The sequence below is a fragment of the Streptomyces sp. NPDC001606 genome (genome assembly GCF_053596835.1).
On the sequence record NZ_JBSFHC010000002.1, the window covers coordinates 206,887 to 232,432 of the forward strand.

20 protein-coding genes are annotated in these 25,546 nt (G+C 71.4%); 10 read left to right on the top strand and 10 right to left on the bottom strand.

Features of this window, described 5'->3' with window-relative positions; all coding sequences use genetic code 11:
* The first annotated feature begins 184 nt into the window (after positions 1 to 184).
* The 8 genes from ACWCV9_RS05350 (at position 185) to ACWCV9_RS05385 (ending at position 10,747) form a co-directional block, all read left to right on the top strand.
* Complete coding sequence (locus ACWCV9_RS05350; protein WP_450784384.1) at positions 185 to 3,961, top strand: nitrate- and nitrite sensing domain-containing protein; 3,777 nt, start codon at positions 185 to 187, stop codon at positions 3,959 to 3,961.
* Positions 3,962 to 3,970: 9 nt separating this feature from the next.
* A complete protein-coding gene (locus ACWCV9_RS05355) occupies positions 3,971 to 4,384 on the top strand; it encodes a roadblock/LC7 domain-containing protein (protein WP_385839767.1) in 414 nt (137 codons plus the stop codon).
* Positions 4,385 to 4,495: 111 nt separating this feature from the next.
* Positions 4,496 to 4,894 (top strand): DUF742 domain-containing protein, encoded by a 399-nt coding sequence (locus ACWCV9_RS05360; RefSeq protein WP_009190816.1) that lies wholly within the window; start codon positions 4,496 to 4,498, stop codon positions 4,892 to 4,894.
* The gene (locus ACWCV9_RS05365) at positions 4,875 to 5,450 is read left to right on the top strand and encodes a GTP-binding protein (RefSeq protein WP_385839768.1); all 576 of its coding nucleotides are present in this window, start codon (positions 4,875 to 4,877) and stop codon (positions 5,448 to 5,450) included. Before ACWCV9_RS05360 ends, ACWCV9_RS05365 begins: the two co-directional genes overlap by 20 nt.
* Positions 5,451 to 5,980: 530 nt before the next feature.
* A complete protein-coding gene (locus ACWCV9_RS05370) occupies positions 5,981 to 9,094 on the top strand; it encodes a nitrate- and nitrite sensing domain-containing protein (protein ID WP_450784702.1) in 3,114 nt (1,037 codons plus the stop codon).
* 10 nt (positions 9,095 to 9,104) lie between these two features.
* Positions 9,105 to 9,518 (top strand): roadblock/LC7 domain-containing protein, encoded by a 414-nt coding sequence (locus ACWCV9_RS05375; RefSeq protein WP_004983065.1) that lies wholly within the window; start codon positions 9,105 to 9,107, stop codon positions 9,516 to 9,518.
* A 97-nt stretch (positions 9,519 to 9,615) separates the two neighbouring features.
* Positions 9,616 to 10,185 carry a DUF742 domain-containing protein gene (locus ACWCV9_RS05380; RefSeq protein ID WP_450784385.1) on the top strand — a complete coding sequence of 190 codons (570 nt, stop codon included), beginning with the start codon at positions 9,616 to 9,618 and terminating at the stop codon, positions 10,183 to 10,185.
* Positions 10,166 to 10,747 (top strand): GTP-binding protein, encoded by a 582-nt coding sequence (locus ACWCV9_RS05385; protein ID WP_055515381.1) that lies wholly within the window; start codon positions 10,166 to 10,168, stop codon positions 10,745 to 10,747. The genes ACWCV9_RS05380 and ACWCV9_RS05385 overlap by 20 nt, the downstream gene beginning before the upstream one ends.
* A gap of 75 nt (positions 10,748 to 10,822) precedes the next feature.
* Here ACWCV9_RS05385 and ACWCV9_RS05390 read toward each other — a convergent pair whose 3' ends face one another.
* From ACWCV9_RS05390 to ACWCV9_RS05400, 3 genes are all read right to left on the bottom strand, one after another.
* Positions 10,823 to 11,011 (bottom strand): acyl-CoA carboxylase epsilon subunit, encoded by a 189-nt coding sequence (locus tag ACWCV9_RS05390; RefSeq protein ID WP_385839770.1) that lies wholly within the window; start codon positions 11,009 to 11,011, stop codon positions 10,823 to 10,825.
* A gap of 57 nt (positions 11,012 to 11,068) precedes the next feature.
* Positions 11,069 to 12,664 (bottom strand): acyl-CoA carboxylase subunit beta, encoded by a 1,596-nt coding sequence (locus tag ACWCV9_RS05395; protein WP_450784386.1) that lies wholly within the window; start codon positions 12,662 to 12,664, stop codon positions 11,069 to 11,071.
* 154 nt (positions 12,665 to 12,818) lie between these two features.
* Positions 12,819 to 15,140, bottom strand: coding sequence for a polysaccharide lyase 8 family protein (locus ACWCV9_RS05400; RefSeq protein WP_450784387.1), 2,322 nt, complete (start codon positions 15,138 to 15,140; stop codon positions 12,819 to 12,821).
* Positions 15,141 to 15,291: 151 nt separating this feature from the next.
* Here ACWCV9_RS05400 and ACWCV9_RS05405 point away from each other — a divergent pair, with 151 nt between their 5' ends.
* Positions 15,292 to 15,912 (top strand): YceI family protein, encoded by a 621-nt coding sequence (locus tag ACWCV9_RS05405; RefSeq protein WP_450784388.1) that lies wholly within the window; start codon positions 15,292 to 15,294, stop codon positions 15,910 to 15,912.
* Between the two features lie 41 nt (positions 15,913 to 15,953).
* On the opposite strand, the gene ACWCV9_RS05410 is transcribed toward ACWCV9_RS05405, so the two are convergent.
* Positions 15,954 to 17,321 carry a hypothetical protein gene (locus ACWCV9_RS05410; RefSeq protein ID WP_450784389.1) on the bottom strand — a complete coding sequence of 456 codons (1,368 nt, stop codon included), beginning with the start codon at positions 17,319 to 17,321 and terminating at the stop codon, positions 15,954 to 15,956.
* A gap of 66 nt (positions 17,322 to 17,387) precedes the next feature.
* Here ACWCV9_RS05410 and ACWCV9_RS05415 point away from each other — a divergent pair, with 66 nt between their 5' ends.
* Positions 17,388 to 17,987, top strand: a complete 600-nt coding sequence (locus tag ACWCV9_RS05415) for a GOLPH3/VPS74 family protein (RefSeq protein WP_450784390.1) — start codon at positions 17,388 to 17,390, stop codon at positions 17,985 to 17,987.
* Between the two features lie 55 nt (positions 17,988 to 18,042).
* On the opposite strand, the gene cimA is transcribed toward ACWCV9_RS05415, so the two are convergent.
* From cimA to ureA, 6 genes are all read right to left on the bottom strand, one after another.
* Positions 18,043 to 19,653 carry a citramalate synthase gene (gene cimA / locus ACWCV9_RS05420; RefSeq protein ID WP_450784391.1) on the bottom strand — a complete coding sequence of 537 codons (1,611 nt, stop codon included), beginning with the start codon at positions 19,651 to 19,653 and terminating at the stop codon, positions 18,043 to 18,045.
* Between the two features lie 286 nt (positions 19,654 to 19,939).
* A complete protein-coding gene (locus ACWCV9_RS05425; RefSeq protein WP_450784392.1) occupies positions 19,940 to 21,241 on the bottom strand; it encodes an MFS transporter in 1,302 nt (433 codons plus the stop codon).
* 64 nt (positions 21,242 to 21,305) lie between these two features.
* Positions 21,306 to 21,911 carry a TetR/AcrR family transcriptional regulator gene (locus tag ACWCV9_RS05430; protein ID WP_450784393.1) on the bottom strand — a complete coding sequence of 202 codons (606 nt, stop codon included), beginning with the start codon at positions 21,909 to 21,911 and terminating at the stop codon, positions 21,306 to 21,308.
* A gap of 29 nt (positions 21,912 to 21,940) precedes the next feature.
* Positions 21,941 to 22,978, bottom strand: coding sequence for an agmatine deiminase family protein (locus ACWCV9_RS05435; protein ID WP_450784394.1), 1,038 nt, complete (start codon positions 22,976 to 22,978; stop codon positions 21,941 to 21,943).
* 17 nt (positions 22,979 to 22,995) lie between these two features.
* The gene (locus ACWCV9_RS05440; protein ID WP_450784395.1) at positions 22,996 to 24,720 is read right to left on the bottom strand and encodes an urease subunit alpha; all 1,725 of its coding nucleotides are present in this window, start codon (positions 24,718 to 24,720) and stop codon (positions 22,996 to 22,998) included.
* Positions 24,717 to 25,415: an urease subunit gamma gene (gene ureA / locus ACWCV9_RS05445; RefSeq protein WP_450784396.1), complete on the bottom strand. Its 699-nt coding sequence runs from the start codon at positions 25,413 to 25,415 to the stop codon at positions 24,717 to 24,719. The genes ACWCV9_RS05440 and ureA overlap by 4 nt, the downstream gene beginning before the upstream one ends.
* Positions 25,416 to 25,546 lie beyond the last annotated feature (131 nt).

A 25,546-nucleotide genomic window follows, 5' to 3' on the forward strand; every position in this document is an offset into this window, starting at 1 on the left:
GACCGCCGCGGGATCGAGCCGGCGCGCAGGGGGCGCAACACAGCGCCGAGTGGCGGCGAGAGGGGGAACCAGCGCCGGTCACTCAAGACCACCCGGGGGGCGTAATTCAGGGCGCTCTCCAAACGCCGACACCGTGTCCCTCCGTTCACGCGGAGGGGTGCCTGGTCCAGAGGTTGCGACGCTAGTGCAGGGACGTTTCAAGAGGGATGGCAGCGCCTCGGCGGAGCCGGAGCCGCACGACGGGACTGGCCCCATGAAGGGCAGCTCCTCGCCCCAGCACGCCCAGAACCCGGGCCCGGCCCCGTCCGGAGACGGCGGTGAGCGCGGCGGCCGTCCGGGCGCGGCGTCCTCCAAGGCCGCGCCGGGATCCACGAACTCCGGTGCCCCCACACCGACCCCGAAGTCCGCCCAGGGCCCGACCGGCCCCGGCCCGCGCATGGCGCTGCGCAACTGGCGCATCTCCACGCGTCTGGTGTCGCTGCTCGCTCTGCCCGTGGTCGCGGCGACCTCGCTCGGTGCGCTGCGCATCGACCAGAACATCACCGACATCCAGCAGCTCGACAACATGAAGCTGCTGACGGACATGACCAAGCAGGCCACGGAACTGGCCGCCGCGCTCCAGGAGGAGCGCGACCAGTCCGCCGGTCCCCTGGCGCACGGCCTGAAGGCCACCGACTACACGGTCAAGGGCTACCAGGAGAAGACCGACCGGGCCCGCGAGAACTTCCTCAACTCCTCCGAGCAGATCGACGCGGCGAGCAAGGACGGCCAGCTCCAGGGCGTCCGCGACGCCCTCGTGGGCCTCGCCAACCAGCTGGACGACCTGGCGAAGATCCGCCGGTCCGCGTACACGTCGAAGGGCAACTCGACCCAGACGATCGAGTCGTACCACCGGCTGATCACCCAGCTGATCGGTCTGTCCCAGGACATGGCCGAGGCGTCCAGCAACCCGGAGATGATCTCCCGCACCCGTGCGCTCGCGGCCTTCTCCACGGCCAAGGAGTACGCCTCCGTCCAGCGCGCCACGATCGCCGCCGCGCTGCCCGCGTCCAACGCGACCAAGGGCAAGCTCTCCGAGAACGACCGCCTCTACGGCGAGTCGGCCTACGCGAGCGAGAACTCCGAGCTGGCGATCTTCCGCAAGATCTACGCCTCCGAGAACGCCGAGGAACTCCTCAAGCCGATCGACGAGGGCAACCCGACGATCCAGTCGGCGGACACCTACGCCAAGCGCTCCTTCGAGTCCTCCGACGGACTCCAGCAGCTGCCGGCGCGGTCCTACCGGGACTGGGTGGACGACAGCTCCACCAAGATCGAGCAGATGAAGAAGATCGAGCACACGCTGCTCGAGGACATGGAGCAGAAGGCCCGCGAGCTGAAGAGCGCCACCCAGCGTGACGCCATCATCTCCGGTGTGCTGATCCTGCTCGTGCTCGGCGTCTCGCTGGTCGGCGCGTTCGTCGTGGCCCGGTCCATGATCCGCTCGCTGCGCCGGCTCCAGGAGACCGCCACCAAGGTCGCCCAGGAACGCCTGCCCGAGCTGGTCAAGCAGCTGTCGGAGTCCGACCCGCAGGACGTCGACACCTCGGTGGAGTCCGTCGGTGTGCACTCCCGCGACGAGATCGGCCAGGTGGCCGCGGCCTTCGACGACGTGCACCGCGAGGCGGTCCGCCTCGCCGCCGAGCAGGCCCTGCTGCGGGGCAACGTCAACGCGATGTTCACCAACCTCTCGCGCCGCTCCCAGGGTCTGATCCAGCGCCAGCTCTCCCTCATCTCCGAGCTGGAGTCCCGCGAGGCCGACCCGGACCAGCTGTCCTCCCTGTTCAAGCTGGACCACCTCGCCACCCGTATGCGCCGTAACGGTGAGAACCTCCTCGTCCTCGCGGGTGAGGAGCCCGGCCGCCGCTGGACCCGCCCGGTCCCGCTGGTCGACGTGCTCCGCGCCGCCGCGTCCGAGGTGGAGCAGTACGAGCGCATCGAGCTGGCCTCCGTACCGACCACCGAAGTGGCCGGCCGGGTCGTCAACGACCTCGTGCACCTCCTCGCCGAGCTGCTCGAGAACGCCACCTCCTTCTCCTCGCCGCAGACCAAGGTCAAGGTCACCGGTCACGCGCTGCCCGACGGCCGCGTGCTGATCGAGATCCACGACACCGGTATCGGCCTCTCCCCCGAGGACCTCGCGGCGATCAACGAGCGGCTCGCCTCGCCGCCCACCGTGGACGTCTCGGTCTCCCGCCGCATGGGTCTGTTCGTGGTCGGCCGGCTGTCCCAGCGCCACGGCATCCGCATCCAGCTCCGCCCGTCCGACTCCGGTGGTACGACCGCGCTGGTCATGCTGCCCGTGGACGTCGCCCAGGGTGGCAAGAAGCCCGTTCCGGGCAAGCCGGGCGCGCCGCTCGGCACCGGTGGTCCCGCCGCCGCGCAGGCCGCCGCCGGTGCGGCCGCGGCCCGTCGGCAGACCGGCCAGGGCAACGGCAACGGCAACGGCGGCGCCCCGGCCGGTGGCGGTCTGCTCGGCGGCTCCGGTCCGCGCGGCCAGGTCGGCGCCGGTCAGAGTGCCCGGGCCGCGCTGCCCGGCACCGGCCAGGGCGGCCGTCCCGGCGCCCGCGGTCCGCAGGCGCCCGGCGGTCCCCAGCAGAACCGTCAGGCACCGGCCGGCTTCGGCGGCCAGGCGCCCGCCGCCCCGCAGGGTCTTCAGGCGGCCGGCCCGAACGGCCCGCAGGACGCCTTCGGCGGCCGTGGCCCGCAGCGGCCCGCCGCCCCCGCCGACCAGGGCCGCCAGCCCCAGCTGCCGCCGCGCGGCGGACCGCGGGCCGAGCTGCCCGGCGCCGGCGCGCCCGCGCGCACCCCGGCGTGGAGCGAGGACCGGACCCCGCAGTCCCGGGCCTCGCTGGACACCCCGCGCGGCCACGACGAGCAGGACCCGGCGCACACCGCGCGGATGCCGCGGGTGGACGACCGGCAGGGCCCGGGCTCGACCTCGGAGATACCGCGGATCGACGCCCAGGACCCGGCTGCCACGGGCCAGTTCCCGCGCGCCGAGCTGACCGGCCTGAACGCCGGCCAGTACAACGGCGCCGAGAACACCGGCGGGTACCACGGTGCCGAGAGCACGGGCCAGTTCGAGGCCCCGCAGCGGCCCGAGCAGTACAACGGCGCCCAGGGCACCGGCCAGTTCGCCCGCCCCGAGGCCCCGCAGCAGCAGGACACCGGTTCGTTCGTCCGCTCGGACATCTTCGGCGCCCCGGCGACGCCCGCGCGGCAGGACGAGAACCCGCAGACCACCGGCGAGTTCCAGGCCCCGCAGGGGTACGAGAACGGCTACGGCACCGGGTACGACGGCGGCTCCACCGGCCGGCACGCGCTGCCCGCCCGCCCCGAGCCCACGCACACCGGCCAGTTCGAGCGCCCGCGCCCGGCCGCCCGGGACGAGTTCGGCGCCCCGCGCCAGACCGCTCCCCAGCAGCCGCAGCGCCCGGTGCACCGCGAGCCGGAGGCGTTGCCGCCGGCCAGCGGCCCGTCGGACGGCCGTACCCCGCTGTACGACACGCTGGAGACCAACTGGTTCCACGGCGGTCCGCAGGCGGAGAACGCGCCGGCGCCGCAGCAGCAGCCCGCGCAGCAGCCGCAGCAGCCCGCGGCTCCGCAGCGCTCCGCCGCCGACACCGGCTCCTGGCGCACCTCGCCGAACGACGACCTCGTCCGGCAGGCCGAACGCGTCCGGCAGCCCGCCTCGGGTGGCATCACCACCTCCGGTCTGCCGCGCCGGGTGCCCCGGGCGAACCTCGTCCCGGGCACCGCGCAGCAGCAACAGCACCAAGCCGGTCCGCAGGTCTCGCGTGCGCCTGACGACGTACGCGGACGGCTGACCAATCTCCGTCGGGGTATCGCTCAGGGCCGTCAGGCCGGCAGCGGCCAGACCGGCAGCTTCCCGAGCCCCACTCACCAGCAGGAGCGTTAGTTGAGTCCGATGAGCCAGGCGGCACAGAACCTGAACTGGTTGATCACCAACTTCGTGGACAACACCCCCGGGGTGTCGCACACGGTGGTGGTCTCCGCCGACGGCCTTCTGCTGGCGATGTCCGAAGGTTTCCCGCGCGACCGCGCCGACCAGCTGGCGGCGGTCGCCTCCGGGCTGACCTCGCTGACGGCCGGGGCGTCCCGGATCTTCGAGGGCGGCAACGTGGCCCAGACGGTCGTGGAGATGGAACGCGGGTTCCTCTTCCTGATGTCCGTCTCGGACGGCTCGTCCCTGGCCGTGCTGGCGCACCCCGAGTGCGACATCGGCCTGGTCGGCTACGAGATGGCTCTCCTGGTCGACCGCGCGGGCACGGTCCTCACGCCGGACCTGCGCGCCGAACTGCAAGGCAGTCTGCTTCACTGACCGACCCGAGATCCACCCGCCTCACCAAATCACCGTCCGGCCGCCACAATCCCCCCACCGGCCCCGTCAGACGGTCAGTCCGACCGACTTGCTGTCCCGCCCGGAGGATTCATGACCCCGCCCACCGCCCATCATGATCCGTACGCGGAGCCGTACGGGGACGAGGGCGACCAGCCGCTGGTACGTCCCTACGCGATGACCGGCGGCCGGACCCGGCCGCGCTACCAGCTCGCGATAGAGGCGCTGATCAGCACCACGGCCGACCCGGCAGCGCTCATGGGACTCCTTCCGGAGCACCAGCGCATCTGCCATCTGTGCCGTGAGGTCAAGTCGGTGGCGGAGGTCTCCGCGTTGCTGGCCATGCCGCTCGGCGTGGCGCGGATCCTGGTCGCCGACCTCGCCGAGGCCGGCCTGGTCGCCATCCACCAGCCGGGTGGCGACGAGAACAACGGTGGCGCTCCGGACGTGACGCTGCTCGAAAGGGTGCTCAGTGGACTTCGCAAGCTCTGACGGGGGCCGGGCCACCACCTCCGCGAAGATCGTGGTGGCGGGCGGCTTCGGCGTGGGCAAGACCACGTTCGTGGGCGCCGTCTCGGAGATCAACCCGCTGCGCACAGAGGCCGTCATGACGTCCGCTTCGGCCGGCATCGACGACCTCACCCACACCGGAGACAAGACCACCACCACGGTGGCCATGGACTTCGGCCGCATCACCCTCGACCAGGACCTGATCCTCTACCTGTTCGGCACCCCCGGCCAGGACCGCTTCTGGTTCATGTGGGACGACCTGGTCCGCGGCGCCATCGGCGCAGTGGTGCTCGTGGACACCCGACGCCTCGCCGACTGCTTCCCCGCGGTCGACTACTTCGAGAACTCCGGCCTGCCCTTCGTCATCGCCCTCAACGGCTTCGACGGACAGCAGCCCTACACCCCCGACGAAGTACGCGAAGCCCTCCAGATCGGCCCCGACACCCCCATCATCACCACCGACGCCCGCCACCGCGCCGACGCCAAGAGCGCACTCATCACCCTCGTGGAACACGCCCTCATGGCACGCCTGCGGTAGTACTCAAGTTCGACGACGGTGGCGGCAGTTGCCGTAGACCGTTCGGAGCCGGCTGTGGCCTTAGACACGGCCGGCTCCGGCGTTCATAACAGTTCGGCAGAGGAATCACCGCACTTCACCACGCGACGCGGTCGTGCGGTGCCGCTGCGCTCACAACGGCCCCGTCTTTTGGCGGGGCTCGCTCTTTATGACCGTTTTATCTGGCGTTTACAACGGCTCCGTCACAAGCTTTCCACTGTTTGGAAGTGCACTGGTCCACGTGCTGGAATGCCTGAACTGCCCATTGGTCAAAGACGTACTCCGTAGTGGTCTGCGACGAACCGGGCTCTGAGAGACTGCGGCACGACGAAGGTGCCGACCGCCGAGAGGTTGTTGGTCGAGTGAGGCGAAGCAAGAAGGCTCCCGAGCCGTCGGCACGGGGCAACTTCACCCCGCCGCCGCGCGCTGCGGCGCCCACCCCTGTACCCGGTCAGGAGCCGTCGGCGACTCCGGCTCCGAGCGGCAGCCGTCTCTCGCCGCGCAACTGGCGGGTGCCGACCCGGCTGAACGCGATCCTTCTCATACCCGTGGCGGTCGGTCTCGTCATGGGTGGTTTCCAGGTGAAAACCTCGATCGACACCTGGCAGCAGGCCCGCGACGCCGAGAGCACCGCCCGTCTGGTGCGCGCCGCCCTCGGCTATGCCGACGCCCTCGAGAACGAGCGTGACGTCACCGCCGCCCCGCTGCTGCTGAAGAAGAAGGACAGCGCCAGCAAGGCGACCATCGACAACGCCCGCAAGGCCACGGACACGGCGGCCGACGCCTTCGACCAGGCCGCGCAGAACATGCCGCACAAGGCGGGCCTGGAGCGCCGGCTGAAGCTGTTCCGCGAGGCCGAGCCCAAGCTCACCCAGCTGCGGCAGATCGCGTACACCTCCAAGGTCACCGGCGTACAGACCGAAGAGGGCTACGTCGAGGTCAGCCACCCGCTGATGGAGTTCGCCAACGAGCTGGGCCTGGGCACCGGCAACATCACCTCCTACGGCCGTACCGTCTACGCCATCTCACTGACCAAGGCGGCGCTGTCGCTGGAGCGGTCGATCGGCACCCACCTGCTGGTCAAGCCCGGTCCGGACGCCCCCAACCTGGCGACCCAGCGAGTCTCCCTGTCCTCGTACGCCTACCTGGAGCGCATCGCCCGCGAGGAGTACATCGGCGGTGGCACCGAGGCCGACGCGCAGAAGCTGACCGGCCTCGAGGACCAGATCAAGGCGGACGTCTCCGCGCAGGCCGCGAAGGCCAAGGCGAGCAACCCGCAGTTCGTGTCCGACCCGACGGCCATGGTCACGTTGCTCGCCACCATGCCGGACACCAGCGCGCTCACCCGTCAGGGGCTCGCGACGAAGGGCGTCACCGCCGACAACTGGTTCGCGGTCAACACGCTGAAGTACAAGGCCTACCGCAAGATCGAGTCGGACATGGCCGACAAGGCGGTGAACGAGGCCTCCGACATCGCCGACAACGCCAAGACCTCCGCGTTCATCACCGGTGGCGTGGTCGTGATCGCGCTGCTCGCCGCGTTCATCCTGGCCGGTCTGGTGGCCCGGCAGATCAGCCGCTCGATGCGCCGGCTGCGCAACGCCGCCTTCGGCATCGCCGAGCAGCGCCTGCCGATGCTGGTCGACCAGCTCTCCCGTACCGACCCGGGCCGCGTGGACACCCGCGTGGAGCCCATCCCGATCACCAGCCGCGACGAGATCGGCGAGGTCGCCCGCGCCTTCGACCAGGTCCACCGCGAGGCGGTCCGGCTCGCCGCCGAACAGGCGCTGCTGCGGGGCAACATCAACGCGATCTTCACCAACCTCTCGCGCCGCAACCAGTCGCTGATCGAGGGCCAGCTGACCCTGATCACCGACCTGGAGAACAACGAGGCCGACCCGGACCAGCTGGAGAACCTCTTCAAGCTGGACCACCTGGCGACCCGTATGCGCCGCAACGGCGAGAACCTGCTGGTCCTCGCCGGCGAGGAGCCCGGCCGCCGCTGGGACCAGCCGGTCCCGCTGGTCGACGTGCTGCGTGCCGCCTCCTCCGAGGTGGAGCAGTACGAGCGCATCGAGCTGTCCGGCGTGCCGGAGGCCGAGATCCACGGCCGCGCGGTCACCGACCTCGTGCACCTGCTGGCCGAGCTGCTGGAGAACGCCACCACGTTCTCCTCCCCCCAGACCAAGGTCCGGGTGACGGCGACCCGTCTGCCCGACGGCCGCGTCATGATCGAGATCCACGACAAGGGCATCGGTCTGACCGCCGAGGACTTCGCGGACATCAACCACAAGCTGGCCAACCCGCCGACCGTGGACGCCGCGATCTCCCAGCGCATGGGCCTGTTCGTGGTCGGCCGGCTGTCCGACCGGCACGGCATCCGGGTCCAGCTGCGCCCCTCGGGCGAGCAGGCCGGCACCACCTCGCTGGTCATGCTGCCGGACGCGATCACGCACGGCGGTGGCGGCGAGGCCGCGCTGGAGCGCGACGAGTTCACCGTGTCGCAGATCATCCCGGAGCAGCAGTTCCGGGGCGAGAGCTTCAGCCAGCAGCAGCCCCTGCGCACCGCCGCCGAGCTGGGCTTCGACGACAGCCGGTACACCGAGGTCCCCGACGACATCCGGGAACTGGACCCGGTCGGCCGCTCGCTGATGCGCGAGGAGCGCCGTGCGGCCCTGGAGGCCCAGACGCACGGCCAGCCGGGCGAGGAGCCGCACCAGGAGGCCGCGGAGGCCGCCGCCGGCTACGCCGACCCGCTCTTCGACAGCCGGCAGCAGCCCTCGTACCAGGAGCAGCAGCAGACCTCCTACGAGGAGCAGCAGCAGCCGTCGTACGAGGAGAGCTACGAGCAGCAGGGCTACGAGCAGCAGCCGTACGAGCAGCACTACGACGAGCAGGGGTACTACGCGCCGAACGGCGGCCTGCCGCAGAACAACGGCCTGCCGCAGAACGACGGCTTCCCGCAGGCCGGCGCGGCCGGCGGCTACCCGGACCCCGCGTACGCCGAGCCCGCACAGCAGCATTCGTACCAGGACGACTGGCCCCAGCAGGACGGCTACCAGAACGGCTATCCGGCCCAGTACGCTCCGGAGGCGGAGCCTGTGCAGGCCGCTGACGCAAGTGAGCGGAACCGCGTAGGCTTCGACCGTCCGGGAACGGCCTCTCCCGCCGCAGACGACATGTCCGCACCCGACCTGACCGACGCCGGGCTGCCCCGCCGCGGTTCCGCGGCGAGCGGTGCCCAGGGCGCCGGTGGCGCGAACGGCGCGGCGCGCGTGCAGCAGGAAGCGCCTACTCCCGCACCGGGCAACACGCCGGGCGGCAACGGCGACAGCGGCTGGCGTTCGGCGAACGACGAGCGGTGGCAGCAGGCCGCGCAGCTCCGGAAGCCCAAGGCAGGCGGGGTCACCGCCTCCGGCCTGCCGCGGCGCGTGCCCAAGGCCAACCTGGTCGAGGGCGCCGCCGAAACCACTCCCCAGGGAGGCCCACAGGTCTCCCGTGCCCCGGAGGACGTCCGGGGCAGGCTGAGCAACCTGCGTCGAGGCGTCCAGCGCGGACGCAGCGCAGGCAGTGAAACGAACGGCCAGGGCTTCGGTCCTGACAGCACCTACAACCAGGAGCGTTAGTGTGAGCCCGATGAGCCAGGCGGCACAGAACCTGAACTGGTTGATCACCAACTTCGTGGACAACACCCCGGGGGTGTCCCACACGGTGGTGGTCTCCGCCGACGGACTCCTTCTGGCGATGTCCGAAGGCTTCCCCCGCGACCGCGCCGACCAGCTCGCGGCCGTCGCCTCCGGTCTGACCTCGCTGACCGCCGGTGCCTCGCGCATCTTCGAGGGCGGCAGCGTGAACCAGACGGTTGTGGAGATGGAGCGGGGATTCCTCTTCATCATGTCCATTTCCGACGGGTCCTCCCTCGCGGTACTGGCCCACCCGGAAGCGGACATCGGCCTCATCGGGTACGAGATGGCACTTCTGGTGGACCGTGCGGGCACGGTTCTCACCCCGGATCTCCGTGCGGAGCTCCAGGGCAGCCTTCTCAACTAGCAAGCGGACGGTGCGAGTCCGCGTTCCGGGGCCGTAAGGTTTCGGGACGCGGCTCCACAGGGATGGGCGCCCGGCACAGTCGGAGGAGGAGAAGAAAGTGGCAACACCCCCAGGTGGTTCGTCTTCGGGCAACTGGTCGTACGGCCCTGCCCAGGGCCGGCAGGACGGCTCGGCGAACCCGTACGGCTACCCCTCCTCCCCGGCCCACCGGCAGCCGTACGCCCCGCAGGGCCCCGGCCCTTCGCCGTACGACCAGCCTCCGGCGCCGCGCATCCAGCCGGTACAGCCGCAGCGCCGCCCCGAGCCGGCGCCCGCGACCGCGTCGAACAACCCCCTGGTGCGTCCGTACGCCATGACCGGCGGCCGGACCCGCCCGCGCTACCAGCTCGCCATCGAGGCACTGGTGCACACCACCGCCGCTCCGCATCAGATGCAGGGCCAGCTGCCCGAGCATCAGCGGATCTGCAACCTGTGCCGGGAGATCAAGTCGGTCGCCGAGATCTCGGCGCTCCTCACGATTCCCCTCGGCGTGGCCAGGATCCTCGTCGCCGACTTGGCGGAGGCGGGCCTGGTCGCCATCCATCAGCCCGGCGGCGACGAGAACGCCGGTGGCCAGCCAGACGTGACACTGCTCGAAAGGGTGCTCAGTGGACTTCGCAAGCTCTAGCGGCGGTCCTTCCCGCTCCACCACCTCCGCGAAGATTGTGGTGGCGGGCGGCTTCGGCGTGGGCAAGACCACGTTCGTCGGCGCTGTCTCGGAGATCAACCCGCTGCGCACAGAGGCCGTCATGACGTCCGCTTCGGCCGGCATCGACGACCTCACCCACACCGGAGACAAGACCACCACCACGGTGGCCATGGACTTCGGCCGCATCACCCTCGACCAGGACCTGATCCTCTACCTGTTCGGCACCCCCGGCCAGGACCGCTTCTGGTTCATGTGGGACGACCTGGTCCGCGGCGCCATCGGCGCAGTGGTGCTCGTGGACACCCGACGCCTCGCCGACTGCTTCCCCGCGGTCGACTACTTCGAGAACTCCGGCCTGCCCTTCGTCATCGCCCTCAACGGCTTCGACGGACAGCAGCCCTACACCCCCGACGAAGTACGCGAAGCCCTCCAGATCGGCCCCGACACCCCCATCATCACCACCGACGCCCGCCACCGCGCCGACGCCAAGAGCGCACTCATCACCCTCGTGGAACACGCCCTCATGGCACGCCTGCGGTAGTCGGATCCGCGGTAGACAGACAGAAACAGAGCAGGGCCCCTCTCCGAGGAGAGGGGCCCTGCTCGTCGTGCGGGATCAGTGCCAGCTGTGCGGGGCGCGGAAGCCGGGCTCGCGCTCCAGGCGGCGCCAGCCGGCCCTGGCCCGGCCGCTGTGCCCCGGGGCGGCGGCCGGCCGGGCGGCCGCGCGGGCCAGCAGGACGGCCGTGAGAGCGGCGACTTCCTCGGGCTCGGCGTGGCCCTTCTCGACGCGGATGTCAGTGTTCATGGATGTCAGTCTCCGTGAGAGAGAGGTCCGCGGGGTTGCCGCGGCGGGTCCGCTCGGTTACTGCGGGGGGTTGCCGTGCTTGCGGGAGGGCAGGTCGGCGTGCTTGGTGTGCAGCATCGCCAGGGAGCGGATGAGCACCTCACGGGTCTCGGCGGGGTCGATCACGTCGTCGACCAGACCGCGCTCGGCCGCGTAGTAGGGGTGCATCAGCTCGGCCTTGTACTCCTTGACCATCTTCTGACGCATGGCCTCGGGGTCCTCCGCGTCCGCGATCTGCCGGCGGAAGATCACGTTGGCGGCGCCCTCGGCGCCCATGACGGCGATCTCGTTCGTCGGCCAGGCGTAGGTCAGGTCGGCGCCGATCGACTGGGAGTCCATGACGATGTAGGCACCTCCGTACGCCTTGCGCAGGATCAGCGAGATCCTCGGCACGGTCGCGTTGCAGTAGGCGTACAGCAGCTTCGCGCCGTGACGGATGATTCCGCCGTGCTCCTGGTCGACACCCGGGAGGAACCCGGGTACGTCCAGGAAGGTGACGATCGGGATATTGAAAGCGTCACACATCTGGACAAAGCGCGCAGCTTTTTCGCTCGCCTCGATGTCCAGTACGCCCGCCAGCACCTGGGGCTGGTTGGCGATGATGCCGACGACCTGGCCGTCCAGCCGGGCGAGGGCGCAGATGATGTTGCGGGCCCAGCGCTCGTGGACCTCCAGGTACTCGCCCTCGTCGACGATCTCCTCGATGACCTTGGCCATGTCGTACGGCCGGTTGCCGTCGGCCGGGACCAGGTCGAGCAGGACGTCGCTGCGGCGGTCGACGGGGTCCGCCGACTCCACCCGGGGCGGGTTCTCGCGGTTGTTCTGCGGGAGCAGCGAGAGGAGGTAGCGCACCTCGGCGATGCAAGTCTCCTCGTCGTCGTACGCGAAGTGGCAGACGCCGGAGGTCTCCGCGTGGACGTCCGCGCCGCCCAGGCCGTTCTGGGTGATCTCCTCGCCCGTCACCGCCTTGACCACGTCGGGGCCGGTGATGAACATCTGCGAGGTCTCGCGGACCATGAAGACGAAGTCGGTGAGGGCGGGGCTGTAGGCCGCACCGCCCGCGCACGGGCCGAGCATCACCGAGATCTGCGGGATCACACCCGAGGCCTTGGTGTTGCGCTGGAAGATGCCGCCGTATCCGGCGAGCGCCGAGACGCCCTCCTGGATCCGGGCGCCGGCGCCGTCGTTCAGGGAGACCAGCGGGGCACCGGCCGCGATGGCCATGTCCATGATCTTGTGGATCTTGGTGGCGTGGGCCTCGCCCAGCGCGCCGCCGAAGATCCGGAAGTCGTGGGCGTAGACGAAGACCGTGCGGCCCTCGACCGTGCCCCAGCCGGTGATGACACCGTCGGTGTACGGCTTCTTCGCCTCCAGGCCGAAGCCGGTGGCCCGGTGCCGGCGCAGCTGCTCGACCTCCTGGAAGGAACCCGGGTCCAGAAGCAGCTCGATGCGCTCCCGGGCCGTCAGCTTGCCCTTGGCGTGCTGTGCCGCGGTCGCCTTCTCGCTGGGGCCCGCCACTGCCTGCGCACGGATCTCGTGCAGCTCGGCGACCCGTCCGCGCGCGTCCGTCGGCTCGCCGGTCGGCTCACCCGTCGTCTCTTCCAAAACGGTCATGTAGCGACCTTACGAAGGACACCAAGGAAAGCGAGCCGTCGACTCCGTACAGTCTCCGGCCCGTTTTCCTGGTACCAGTGAACAGAACCACGGCGACGTGCAGCCGTTCCGACTGCTCAGAGGGCGCCTTCGTTGTGGGGAGACGACAAAAGCGTCACCTGAGAGCCACCTCACATTCGAGGGAAGAACATGCCATCCCCGGAGTGACACGGAGCCTCAGACGGCCCTGTGCCGACAGCACCTGGACGCCGGGACCGGCCCGGCGCACCGAGCCGACCGCGGGCTCGTCCCAGGTGATCTCCAGCGGCTGCCCGGTGCGGAGCGGTTCGCTGACCCGCAGGGCGGCCGTACGGCCCCGGCGGACCAGGAGCACGCTCGCCCCCGCGGTGGCGCTGAGGTCTCCCACAGTACCGCCCTGCCAGAAGTTGACGGCGGTCAGGCCCGCGCCGGGCACGGCGACGGCCTGGCGGCCGGTGTCGTTGGCGAGGACGCGCAGCCAGTGCCGGTCGGCGGCCCGGGCGGCGGTCTCGGCGCGGGAGGCCCCGGGCAGCAGGACGTACGCGTAGCCGGCGCCCGCCGGGTCGGTGCCGTGGTCGAGCCACAGGGTCTGCCAGCGCCGGGTGCGCCGCTCGGTGCTGCTGCCGGTGTTGATGTCGGACCAGGCGCCGGTGCGGTCCTCGCGCAGGGTGTGCAGGGTGCCGCCGCGGGGCAGCAGCCAGCCGCCGTGACCCGCCAGATGGGCCCAGTCCCGCCCCTGCACGAAGGCCGGGTCCGCGCCCTCGCCCAGGTTGCGGTTGTCCACGACCGTCTCGACCGGGACGCCGTCGGCGCAAGAGATCCCGGCGCCGAGGCAGATCACGCAGTCGTCGAGGAAGAACCAGGACGCGTGGGCCTCCAGGGTGGAGCCGAGGCCCTTGAGGTGCTGGCCGACGGCCGCGTACCACCCGTCCGTGGCGCCGCCCACCCAGCGCACGTCCGGCTTGGGGGCGCCCCACTCCCCGCCCGCCCGGTCGGCGAGCCGCCGGGTGGACACCGTGGTGCCGGGCAGCCGGTACCAGTCGACGGTGGGCCAGTACCAGTCGGTGTACTGGTCGCCGCGGCCGGCCGGCCACCAGGAGAGCATTCCGGCGCCGGTGTGCCAGCCGCGCGGGTTCTCGCCGTTGCCGCACTCGTAGTGGGCGATGCGGTCGCTGGCCATGGCGAGCGCGGCGGTGAAGCGGGGTCCGCGGTGGACGGCCCGGTCCATGGCGGGGAAGAGCCGGTGGCCGAGGGGTTCGGGGACGGGGCGTACGGGCGCCGCGGCGACGGCGTGCAGCCGGGCGAGGTCGGCGACCTGGAACTGAGGCGACGTCAGGACCGGTAGCACGGTGTCCCGTTCGATCCAGCCGCGCACCAGGCCGTACCACCGCTGCCGCTGCTCCGGCGTCGCCGCGTCCGCGAGCAGGGCGACGGCGGCGATGAGGGCGTGTCCGTGGTAGTGGTCGCCGCGCATCAGGTCCGGGGGCTCGCCGCGCAGCCGGCCCCGGCTGATGGCCCTGCCGTTGACGCAGTCCATCACCAGCCCGTCGTGCACGAGCGGGGCGTAGGCGTGCTCGACGCTGTCGAGGATGTTCTGCCGGGCGGGGTCGGTGACCTCCCAGGGGGAACCGGCGAGGAGCGCGAAGAGCCGGCCGAGGCCGTCCAGCAGGACCTGGCCGTACGTCCCCGAGTAGGCCACCCAGGTGTGCTGCACGAAGGAGCCGTCGGCGTAGAGCCCGTCGCCGCGGGTGACAGGGGGGAAGACCGGCGAGAGGGCGTCCCGGGCGCGGGCGATCCGGTCGGCGGCGCGGCCGAGGACGCCGCGCAGGGCGACGGAACGGCACAGGTCGACGCGGTTGGCGCCGGTGGAGATGCCGGAGTAGTCGCCGAGCAGCGCGTCCGGGACGAAGTGGTCGACGGCCGCGCAGGCCCCGGCGATCCGCTCGGCGCCGAGGTGCTCGTACAGGGCGGCGGTGATGTCCATGAGGAGCCGCGGGCTGCCGATCCGCCACTCCCACCAGTTGCCGTAGGGGGTGGTGGCGGGGTGGTAGACGGTGGCGGAGAGGTGGTCGAGGCCGCGCAGTACGGCGGTGAGCAGGGCGGGGTCGCCGGTGGCGCCGGTGCCGGGCTGGACGTGGGCCTGGGCCATGGTCCACAGCCGGTCGTAGCTGAAGGTGATTCCGGCGGGCGGGTCGAAGGGGTGTCCCGGCCAGAGGGAGTCGGGGCCGGGCGCCATGGTCGCGCTGAACTCCCGGGCGTCCCGGCCCAGTTGGGCGAGGCGGGAGGCGTACGGCTCGGCGTCCGGGTCGTACCCAGTACCGAGGGCGAGGGCGAGCCAGCGGCGGCGGAGGGTGTCGTAGGGGTCCTCTTCCGCAGCGTGGGCGGGGGCCGCGGCCAGGGTGGCGAGGGTCGCGGCGAGGAGGCCGGCACGGAGGACGGTTCGGCGCGTTGAAGGCATGCCCTTGGCGTGTAGCAGAAAGAGACGCGGTATGACAGAGCGTGACACTGGAGACACGGTCCGGATGATGTTGAAATTTAAACTGAAGGGAGTTACGGTCGGAGACAGCGAGGTTGTTGAACGCTAAACCTTCTATTCCGAGGAGCACGCCATGGGCATCTTCAGCCGCAAGAACACCACCGCCGAGACCACCCCCGCCGCCGCCCCCGCCCCGGCCGCCGTGAGCCCGGACCTGGCCGCGCTGACCGGCGACTACACCATCGACCCGGCGCACAGCACGATCGGGTTCGTGGCACGGCACGCCATGGTCACCAACGTCAAGGGCGGCTTCCAGGACTTCACCGGCACCCTGCACCTGGACGGCTCGGACCCCAGCCGGTCCACGGCGTCGCTCGATGTGCAGATGGCCAGCATCGACACCGGCAACGCCGACCGTGACGGCCATCTGAAGTCGGCGGACTTCTTCCGGATCGACGAGTTCCCGACCATGACCTTCCGCTCCACCAAGGCCGAGGCCCTGGGCGGCGACGAGTACCGCATCACGGGCGACCTCTCCCTGCTCGGCGTCACCAAGCCGCTCACCATCGACCTGGAGTTCAACGGCGCCGCCAAGGACCCGTTCGGCAACGAGCGCGTCGGCTTCACCGGCACGGCGGCCATCCTGCGCTCCGAGTGGGGCGTGACCTGGAACGCGGCGCTGGAGACCGGCGGCGTCCTGGTCTCCGACAAGATCAAGCTGACCTTCGACATCTCGGCGATCCGGAACGCGTGAACCCGGGGGCGCACGGCCGGAGGGAGCCGGCGCTTTGGCGGTCAGAAGCCGCCGCCGAAGTCCCCGCCGTCCCCTCCCCCGCCGTCGAAGCCGCCGCCGTCGCCGAAGCCGCCCCCGAAGTCGCCGGGGTCGAAGTCGGTGCCGGAGACATCGCCGCCCGTGTAACCGCCGCCGACGTCACCGGTGTCGCCGAAGTCGCCGTACCCGGTGCCGTAGTCGGCGGCGTACGACGGGGTGGCCATCATGCTGCCGAGCACGGTGCCGACGAGCAGGCCGGGCAGGATGCCGCCGCCGAAGTAGCCGCCGGCCCAGGGGCCGTAGGCCGGGCCCGCGTCCCAGTAAGGGCGGCGGCCGTACTCGGTGTCGACCTCGCGGATCACCGGGTCCCGGCCGTCGGCCAGCCGGGTGGCGTCGGCCGCGCAGACCGGCACCTCGCGCAGGGCGCCGCCCGGCGGGGTCCAGGGGGCCTCGGTGACCGAGGGGCCGTGCCGCGGGTCGAAGAAACAGGGCGGACGGCGCTCGGGCAGCGGGCGGCCCTCACGGCGGGCGGCCAGCTGGGCCAGGGAGAAGCGGCCGTCCTCCAGCGCCTCGGTGACCGGGCGCACGTCCTCCGGCTTCTGCGCCTCGGCCATCCGCTGCTTCGCCGTCTCATAGGCGTCCAGGGCACGCTCGTAGTCGCCGCGCATCGCGTCGTCGGCGCCCGGTTCCGCCGGGTGGAAGTCCAGCCGGTCCAGCTCCTCGCCGAACGCGGTGATGTCCTCGTCCACCACCACCCGCAGCCGGTCGAGGGCGGCCCGCTGCTCCTCGGCCCGGCGCCGCCGGCTCCGGCGGACCAGCGCGTACGCCCCCGCACCACCGGCCACCAGCACGGCACCCGCCACGATCAGGGCCGTACCGGACGTTCCGCCGCCGGAACCCCCGCCCCAGCTCCGCGGCGCATGGCCGCCCATGTTTGCCAGCGCGCGGTCCGTGAAGTCGGTGAGCTGGGCCTTGGCGCTCTCGCCCTGGACGCTGCTCACCAGGTTCTGCCGGGCCGTCGCCGACATGACGGAGGAGTCGGCCCGGGCGTCGAAGCGGTCGCCGAGGCGGATGCCGTACAGGCCGGTGATGCCGGTGGCGGCGCGCAGGTCGCGGAAGAGGCCCGCCGTGCGGTAGCCGGCCGGGAGCACCGCGATGAACAGGGGCTTGTCCGCTTTCTTGATGCGGGCCGAGAGGGCGTCGGCATCGGCGGCGGACAGCTGCCCGGCGGCCGCCGGGTCGACGTAGACCGGGCTCTTTCGCAGGGCCTGGGCGATGGTGGAGACGCTGGTGTCGGCGCTCGCCCGGGGCGCGGACGTGGTCACCGCCAGCAGGGCGAGTACGGCCAGCAGCAGGGCCGGGAACAGTCGGGTCCGCGGGACGGCCTTCATCCTTCGAAATTACCTGAACGCCGTCAAACTGGTCACGTAAGGCACCCCTCTCCCCTGGAGCCCGGTATGAGTACCGCGCAGGATCTGTTCATGGTCGGCCTGGACGTGCCCGGTGACCACCCCGTCGAACAGGGGGATCTGTCGCTGGCGCTCGCCGGGGCGGAGCTGGTCGATCTGCTCGGGGTGCGCGCCGCCGCCCTGGACGGCGACCGGATCGTGCCCGGCCCGACGCTGACCACGGGCGACCGGCTGCTGGACGAGGCGGGCGCGCTGCTGGTGCGGCAGGAGCCGTACGAGACGGTCGAGGACTGGTTGTGGCGGCGCGGTCAGGGGCTGGCCACGGCCTATCGGGACGTGCTGGACTCCGCGGGGCAGCTCGGCGGGAAACCGCACCGGTGGCTGCCCGGGCGCCGGAGCGACACGCCGGCCGACACTCCCGCGCGACGGCAGGCGGCCGACCGCTGGTGGGCCCGTGAGCCGGTGCTCGCCGGGCTGGCCGCGACGCTGGGCATCGAGGACGGGCCGGACGGCGAGGAGGAGTTCGGGGACGCGGCCGTCGTCACCGTGCTGGCGGCGGTGGGCGACGCGGTGACCGAGCTGGCGGCGGTGCGGGAGCGGCGGCGGATCGAGAACGTGGCGTTCGACAACATCTGGCGGGCGCCGTAGCCCGGTGCGGGGCGAGCGCCCGCCGCGTCACTCCGGTTGCTCCGGATACCCCCGGTTACTCCGCCGGTTCCACTCCCGCCCTCAGCAGGCCGTAGGTGTAGGCGTCCTCCAGGGCCTGCCAGGAGGCGGCGATGACGTTCTCCGCCACGCCGACCGTCGACCATTCGCCGGAGCCGTCCGAGGTGGAGATCAGCACCCGGGTCGTGGACTGGGTGCCGTGCTTGCCCTCCAGGATGCGGACCTTGTAGTCGACCAGGTCCAGCTTGGCGAGCTGCGGGTAGATCTTCTCCAGGGCCACCCGCAGGGCGCGGTCCAGCGCGTTGACCGGGCCGTTGCCCTCGGCCGTGGCGACGATCCGCTCGCTCTTGGCCCACAGCTTGACCGTGGCCTCGTTGGCGTGGCTGCCGTCGGGGCGGTCCTCGACGATGGCCCGCCAGGACTCGACGTCGAAGTACTTCAGGGGGCGGCCCTGCACCTCGCCGCGCAGCAGCAGCTCGAAGCTCGCGTCGGCCGCCTCGTAGGTGTAGCCCTTCAGTTCGCGTTCCTTGACGCGCTCGACGACCCGGCCGATCAGTTCCCGGTCGCCGCCCAGGTCGACGCCCAGCTCCTTGCCCTTCAGCTCGACCGAGGCGCGGCCGGCCATGTCGGAGACCAGCATCCGCATGGTGTTGCCGACCTGCTCGGGGTCGATGTGCTGGTAGAGGTCCGGGTCGACCTTGATGGCGGAGGCGTGGAGTCCGGCCTTGTGGGCGAAGGCCGAGACCCCCACGTAGGGCTGGTGCGTCGAGGGGGTCAGGTTGACGACCTCGGCGATGGCGTGGGAGATACGGGTCATCTCGCGCAGCCGGCCGTCGGGCAGCACCTTCTTGCCGTACTTCAGCTCCAGCGCCGCGACCACCGGGAACAGGTTGGCGTTGCCGACGCGCTCGCCGTAGCCGTTGGCCGTGCACTGGACGTGGGTCGCGCCCGCGTCCACGGCGGCCAGGGTGTTGGCGACCGCGCAGCCGGTGTCGTCCTGGGCGTGGATGCCGAGCCGGGCGCCGGTGTCGGCGAGGACGGTGGAGACGACCGCGTGGACCTGGGCGGGGAGCATGCCGCCGTTGGTGTCGCAGAGGATGACGACGTCGGCGCCCGCCTCGGCCGCCGTACGGACGACGGCCTTGGCGTACTCGGCGTTGGCGCGGTAGCCGTCGAAGAAGTGCTCGCAGTCGACGAAGACCCGGCGGCCCTGGCCCTTGAGGTACGACACGGTGTCGCGGACCATCTCCAGGTTCTCGTCCAGGGTGGTGCGCAGGGCCAGCTCCACATGCCGGTCGTGCGACTTGGCGACCAGGGTGATCACCGGGGCGCCCGACTCCAGGAGCGCCTTGACCTGCGGATCGTCGGCGGCCCGGGCGCCGGCCCGGCGGGTGGCGCCGAAGGCGACCAGCTGGGCGTGCTTGAAGCCGATCTCCGCCTGGGCACGGGCGAAGAACTCGGTGTCGCGGGGGTTGGCACCGGGCCAGCCGCCCTCGATGAAGCCGACGCCGAAGTCGTCCAGGTGCCGGGCGATGGCGAGCTTGTCCGCGACGGTGAGGTTGATGCCCTCGCGCTGCGCTCCGTCGCGCAGCGTGGTGTCGAAGACGTGGAACGAGTCGTCGAGCTCGCTGGTTGCCGTCTCGGTCATGGTCTCAAGGCTCCAAGTTGTGGATCTTCGGTCTTACCGGAATGACCGGCTCCACCGTCCCCCCAATGGTCCCTCGCGCTCCGCTCCCGGCTGAAGGTGGGCCGGAAAACGAAAAAACCCCTCGCGGGTGCGAGAGGTCTGCGCGCGGGTCGAGGACGACGGTGGCCACCCGCACCTGGTCGTACGAGGTGGTCACTGCGGACCGGCGCGCCTGCTGCCAATAATCATGGCGAACGAGAGCACGGGGGCAGTCTGGCACAGCCCCGCCCCCGGCTCACCGCCCGTCTCAGGATGCGGTCGTCACTCTGGAATCCGTTCGATCGCCCGTACGGGCCAGGTCCAGGTCCTTGGTCTCGCGCATGGTGACGTACACCACGAGGGACACGGCGGCGCAGCCGGCCACGTACCAGGAGAAGCCGGACTCGGCGCCGGCGTTCTTGAACCACAGGGCGATGTATTCGGCGGTGCCGCCGAAGAGGGCGTTGGCGATGGCGTACGGCAGGGCCACCCCGAGGGCGCGGATGCCGGTCGGGAACAGCTCGGCCTTCACACAGGCGTTGATCGAGGTGTAGCCGGTGACCACCACCAGGGCGAGCAGGGCGAGGCCGAGGGCGGGCCAGAAGCTGCCCGCGTGCTTGAGCAGCGCCATGAGCGGCACGGTGAGGAAGGTCGAGCCGACGGCGAAGGTGATGAGCAGCGGGCGGCGGCCGATCCGGTCGGACAGGGCGCCCGCGAGCGGCTGGAGGCAGGCGAAGACGATCAGGGCGGTGAAGGAGACGAGGGTCGCCGTCCGCTTGGGCAGCCCGGCGGAGTTGGAGAGGTACTTCGTCAGATAGGTGGTGTACGTGTAGTAGGCCACCGTGCCGCCCATGGTGAGGGCGATGACCAGGAACGCCTCCCGCTTGTGCCGCCACAGGGCGCGCAGGGTGCCGCGCTCCGGGGAGTGGGCGGCGTCCTCCTCGTAGACCTCGGTCTCCAGCATGCTGCGGCGCAGATAGAAGATGACGGCAGCGCCGAGCGCGCCGACGACGAACGGGATGCGCCAGCCGTAGCTGTGCAGCGCGCTGTCGGACATGGTGCGCTGGAGGACGATCTGGAGGCCGAGGCCGATGATCTGGCCCGCGGTCATGGAGACGTACTGGAAGCTGGAGGCGAAGCCGCGCCGGCGCGGGTCGGAGGCCTCGGTGAGGTAGGTGGCGCTGGCCGCGTACTCGCCGCCCACCGAGAGTCCTTGCAGCAGGCGGGCGACGAGCAGCACGAGGGCGCCGCCGTACCCGGCGACCGCGTAGGTCGGCGCGACGGCGATGAGGACCGCCGACGCCGACATGAGCGTCACGGTGAGGGTGAGCGCGGCCTTGCGGCCCTTGCGGTCCCCGACCCGGCCGAGCAGCCAGCCGCCCACGGGCCGCATGAAGAAGCCGACGGCGAAGATGCCCGCGGTGTTCATCAGCTGGGCGGTGGGGTTGCCGCTCGGGAAGAAGGCGCCGGCGAAGTAGGTGGCGAAGCTGGCGTACACGAACCAGTCGAACCACTCGACCATGTTGCCGGCCGACCCGACCCAGATCCTCTTCCAGTGGTCTCTTTCCATGCGGCGTTATCTGCCCGGCAGTTGAGTGAACGATTCCTCACTCCGCCACCGGCGTCCGCCGGAGCTATGCCGTCAGCAGCGCGTCCCCGATGAACTCACGGACGTGGTCCAGCACCTGCGCCCGGTCGGTGCCGCGCAGTCCGATGGCGACATGGATGGAGAAGCCGTCGAGCAGGGCGCGCAGCCGCGCCGCGAAGCGGTCCGCGTCCACCCGGCGGAACTCCCCGCGCGAGACCCCCTCGGCGATCAGGGCGACCAGGTCGCGGTGCCAGGCGCCCTCGATGGCGGCCTGCCGTTCGCGCGCGCCGTCGTCGGCGTTCTGCGAGCGGTTCCAGACCTCCAGCCACAGCGTCCAGTGCGGATCGCGGTGGCCGTCGGGGACGTACAGGTCCACATAGGCGGACAGCCGCTCGCGGACGGTTCCCGGCCGGGTGAGCAGCCGGCCGCGCTCGGCGCCCAGCCGGCCCTCGCTCCACTCCAGGGTCTGGAGCAGCAGCTCGTCCTTGGAGTGGAAGTAGTACAGGAGATGGCCGCTGCTCATCCCGACCTCGCGGCCGAGCGCCGCCATGGTGAGCTTCTCCAGACCGCGCTCGGCGATCATGTCCATGGCGGCGGCGAGCACCTCCTCGCGCGGCGGCGCGTTCTTCCGCGTCCGGGCCGCACCGGCCATCCCTGTCTCCTACATGATCGAGAGCACGCTCATACCTTGGGCTGCTGCTGGGTGATGCAGTGGATGCCGCCCCCACCCGAAAAGATCGTACGCGCGTCCACCAGGGTGACCGTCCGCTCGGGGAAGAGCCGGCGGAAGATCCCGGCGGCGATCTCGTCGCGCGGGTCGTCGAAGCCGCACAGCACCACGCCGCCGTTGCAGAGGTAGTGGTTGATGTAGGAGTAGTCGGCCCAGTGGCCGTCGGCCTCCAGGGCGGTCGGGGCGGGCACCTCCACGACCTCCAGCCGCCGGCCGCGCGCGTCGGTCGCCGACTTCAGGATGCCGATGACCTCCTTGGTGACCTCGAAGTCGGGGTGGGCCGGGTCCGGCTGGGAGTGCGCCACCACGACGCCGGGCCGGGCGAAGGCGGCCACGATGTCCACATGGCCCAGCGTGCCGAAGCCGTAGGGCGGGTAGTCGCCGGTCAGGCCGCGCGGCAGCCAGATCGCCTTCTCGGTGCCGAGCTGGGCGTGGATCTCGGCCTCGACCTGCTCCTTCGTCCAGTGCGGGTTGCGCTCGGGGCCGAGCTGGACCGTCTCGGTCAGCAGCACCGTGCCCTCGCCGTCGACATGGATCGCGCCGCCCTCGTTGACCAGCTGCGAGGCGTACGTCTTCGCGCCCGCCAGGTCGGAGACATACGCGGCGATCTTGGCGTCGTGCTCCCAGCGGGCCCAGTCCTGGGCGCCCCAGCCGTTGAACGTCCAGTCCACGGCGGCCAGCTCACCCTTGCCGTTGGTGAGGAACGTCGGGCCGATGTCCCGCATCCAGGCGTCGTCCAGGTCGCGCTCGACGGTGTCGATGTCCGGGCCGAGCAGCGCCTGGGCGTCCGCCGACCGGCCGGGGCCGCAGACGACCGTGACCGGCTCGAAGCGGCGGATCGCGCGGGCCACCGAGGCCCAGGCGGCGCGCGAGGCGGCGAGGTCCTCGGGGTCGTCGAAGGTGGGGTTCGGGCCGGGCCACGCCATCCAGGTGCGCTCGTGCGGGGTCCACTCGGCGGGCATACGGAAGCCGTCGGCGGCAGCAGACATGGTGTTCCTTAGGAAGGTCAGAGGAAGTAGAGGCGGTTGAGGGAGACCGAGTCGGCGGGCGCCGAGCGCAGCGGGTCGCCGTCGAGGGTGACCAGGCCGGTGTGCCGGTCGACGTCGACCGCTCCGGTGCGGGAGTTCAGCCGCAGGTCGGCGGGGCCGATGCCCCGGGTGCCGCGCACGGCGACCCGGCGCCGGCGGGTGGGCATCCGGTCGCCGCCCTGGTCCACGGCCGCCTGGGCGACGAAGGCCACGGAGATGTCGGCGGCGGTGGCGCCGTAGGAGCCGAACTGCGGCCCGAGGACGAGGGGTTCGCAGGTGTCGGTGGCCGCGTTGGGGTCGCCGACGACCCCGTAGGCGGGGAAGCCGGACTTCAGCACCAGCTGCGGCTTGGCACCGAAGTACTCCGGGCGCCACAGCACGATGTCGGCGAGCTTGCCGACCTCGATCGAGCCGACCTCGTGGGAGAGGCCGTGGGCGATGGCCGGGTTGATGGTGAGCTTGGCCATGTAGCGCAGCACGCGGGCGTTGTCGTCGCCCTCGCCGTCGCCCTCCAGGGGCCCCAGCTCGGCCTTCATCTTGCCGGCCATGGCGAAGGTGCGGCGGACCGTCTCACCGGCCCGGCCCATGCCCTGGGCGTCGGAGGAGGTGATGCCGATCGCCCCCAGGTCGTGCAGCACGTCCTCGGCGCCCATCGTGCCGGCCCGGATGCGGTCGCGGGCCATGGCCGCGTCGCCGGGCAGGTCGGTCTTCAGGTCGTGGACGGAGACGATCATGCCGTAGTGCTCGGCGACCGCGTCCCGGCCGAAGGGCAGGGTGGGGTTGGTGGAGGAGCCGATGACGTTCGGGACGCCGGCCATCTTCAGCACGTTGGGCACGTGTCCGCCGCCGCAGCCCTCGATGTGGAAGGCGTGGATGGTCCGGCCCTCCAGCACCTTCAGGGTGTCCTCGACGGAGAGGCACTCGTTCAGGCCGTCGCTGTGCAGGGCGACCTGGACGTCGTGCTCCTCGGCGACCCGCAGCGCGGTGTCCAGCGCCCGGGTGTGGGCGCCCATGTCCTCGTGCACCTTGAAGCCGGAGGCGCCGCCCTCGGCCAGCGCCTCGACGAGGGGGGCGCTGTGCGAGGACGAACCCCGGCCCAGGAAGCCGATGTTGACCGGCCAGGCGTCGAAGGCGTTGAAGGCGTGGCGCAGCGCCCACGGGGAGTTGACGCCGACGCCCCAGACCGGGCCGAACTCCTGCCCGATGATCGTGGTCACGCCGGAGGCGAGGGAGGCCTCCATGATGCGCGGCGACAGCAGATGGACATGGGTGTCGACCGCGCCGGCGGTGGCGATGAGCCCCTCGCCGGAGACGATCGAGGTGCCGGTGCCGACGACGACGTCGACGCCGTCGAGGGTGTCCGGGTTGCCGGCGCGCCCGATGGCGCAGATGCGGCCTTCCCGGATGCCGATGGAGACCTTCCGGATGCCCTGGGCCGCGTCGATCACGACGACGTTGCTGATCACGACGTCGCAGGTGTCGCGGACGGCGGCGGCCTTGAGGTGCAGCCCGTCCCGGGCGGTCTTGCCGAACCCGGCCAGGAACTCGTCGCCGTAGCGCTGGGAGTCGGACTCGACGCGGACGGTGAGCCCGGAGTCGCCGAGGCGGATCCGGTCACCGGCGCGCGGGCCGTGGGTGGCCGCGTAGGCGTGCGGGTCGACGTGGATCGACCGGCTCACCTCTCGTCCCTTCGAGCGGCTCATCGCTGCTCACCTCCGTCCGTCGTCGCGCCCAGGTATCCGCAGGCGGCGGCCCTGCGCAGGGCTTCTTCACGGGCTCCGGGCGCGTCCAGCGGCCCGTCGACCAGTCCGGCGAAGCCGATGGCGACCCGCTCGCCGCCGATCGGCACCAGCCCGACCTGCTCGCTCTCGCCGGGCCCGAAGCGGACCGAGGACCCGGCGGGTACGGCGAGCCGCATGCCGTAGGCGAGCCGGCGCTCGAAGTCGAGGCGCGGGTTGGCCTCGAAGAAGTGGAAGTGGGAGGTGACGGAGACCGGCACGGTCGCGGTGTTGGTGACGGTGAGCCGGAGGACCGGTTCCGGGTCGGCGTGCTCGGGCCCGGGCAGCAGGGCGCCCGGCGCCTGCTCGCCCAGGCCGCCGCCGATCGGGTCGGAGACCACCGCGAGCCGGGAGCCGTCGTCGAAGACCGCCTCGACCATCACCTCGGTGACGACGTCGGCCACGCCCGGGAGCACGTCCTCGGGGCCGAGTACCGAGCGGGCCGCCTCGATGGCCTCGGCGAGCCTTCTGCCGTCCCGGGCGGCCTCGCAGACGGTGTCCGCGATCAGCGCGGTCGCCTCCGGGACATTGAGCCTGAGGCCGCGCGCGCGGCGGGCCCGGGCCAGCTCGGCGGCTCCGAAGAGCAGCAGCCGGTCACGTTCCGTGGGGGTCAGTCTCACGAGGCGACACCTCCTTGCCTTCCACGTTCCACACTTTAGAACATCACTCTAAACACAGAATTCGTGAAACTGAAGCATTGACTCTCGGAGCGGCCTCGCAGAGATTGAACGCTGCTCTAACTTCACCGGCG

Bases quoted from the DNA above. Each gene is read 5' to 3' on its own strand.
- ACWCV9_RS05390 (WP_385839770.1), bottom strand. From the start codon at position 11,011: ATGAACACTGACATCCGCGTCGAGAAGGGCCACGCCGAGCCCGAGGAA.
- ACWCV9_RS05360 (WP_009190816.1), top strand. From the start codon at position 4,496: ATGACCCCGCCCACCGCCCATCATGATCCGTACGCGGAGCCGTACGGG.
- ACWCV9_RS05400 (WP_450784387.1), bottom strand. From the start codon at position 15,140: ATGCCTTCAACGCGCCGAACCGTCCTCCGTGCCGGCCTCCTCGCCGCG.
- ACWCV9_RS05415 (WP_450784390.1), top strand. From the start codon at position 17,388: ATGAGTACCGCGCAGGATCTGTTCATGGTCGGCCTGGACGTGCCCGGT.
- ACWCV9_RS05410 (WP_450784389.1), bottom strand. From the start codon at position 17,321: ATGAAGGCCGTCCCGCGGACCCGACTGTTCCCGGCCCTGCTGCTGGCC.
- ACWCV9_RS05440 (WP_450784395.1), bottom strand. From the start codon at position 24,720: ATGAGCCGCTCGAAGGGACGAGAGGTGAGCCGGTCGATCCACGTCGAC.
- ACWCV9_RS05405 (WP_450784388.1), top strand. From the start codon at position 15,292: ATGGGCATCTTCAGCCGCAAGAACACCACCGCCGAGACCACCCCCGCC.
- ACWCV9_RS05425 (WP_450784392.1), bottom strand. From the start codon at position 21,241: ATGGAAAGAGACCACTGGAAGAGGATCTGGGTCGGGTCGGCCGGCAAC.
- ACWCV9_RS05355 (WP_385839767.1), top strand. From the start codon at position 3,971: ATGAGCCAGGCGGCACAGAACCTGAACTGGTTGATCACCAACTTCGTG.
- ACWCV9_RS05375 (WP_004983065.1), top strand. From the start codon at position 9,105: ATGAGCCAGGCGGCACAGAACCTGAACTGGTTGATCACCAACTTCGTG.
- cimA (WP_450784391.1), bottom strand. From the start codon at position 19,653: ATGACCGAGACGGCAACCAGCGAGCTCGACGACTCGTTCCACGTCTTC.
- ACWCV9_RS05430 (WP_450784393.1), bottom strand. From the start codon at position 21,911: ATGGCCGGTGCGGCCCGGACGCGGAAGAACGCGCCGCCGCGCGAGGAG.
- ACWCV9_RS05395 (WP_450784386.1), bottom strand. From the start codon at position 12,664: ATGACCGTTTTGGAAGAGACGACGGGTGAGCCGACCGGCGAGCCGACG.
- ACWCV9_RS05435 (WP_450784394.1), bottom strand. From the start codon at position 22,978: ATGTCTGCTGCCGCCGACGGCTTCCGTATGCCCGCCGAGTGGACCCCG.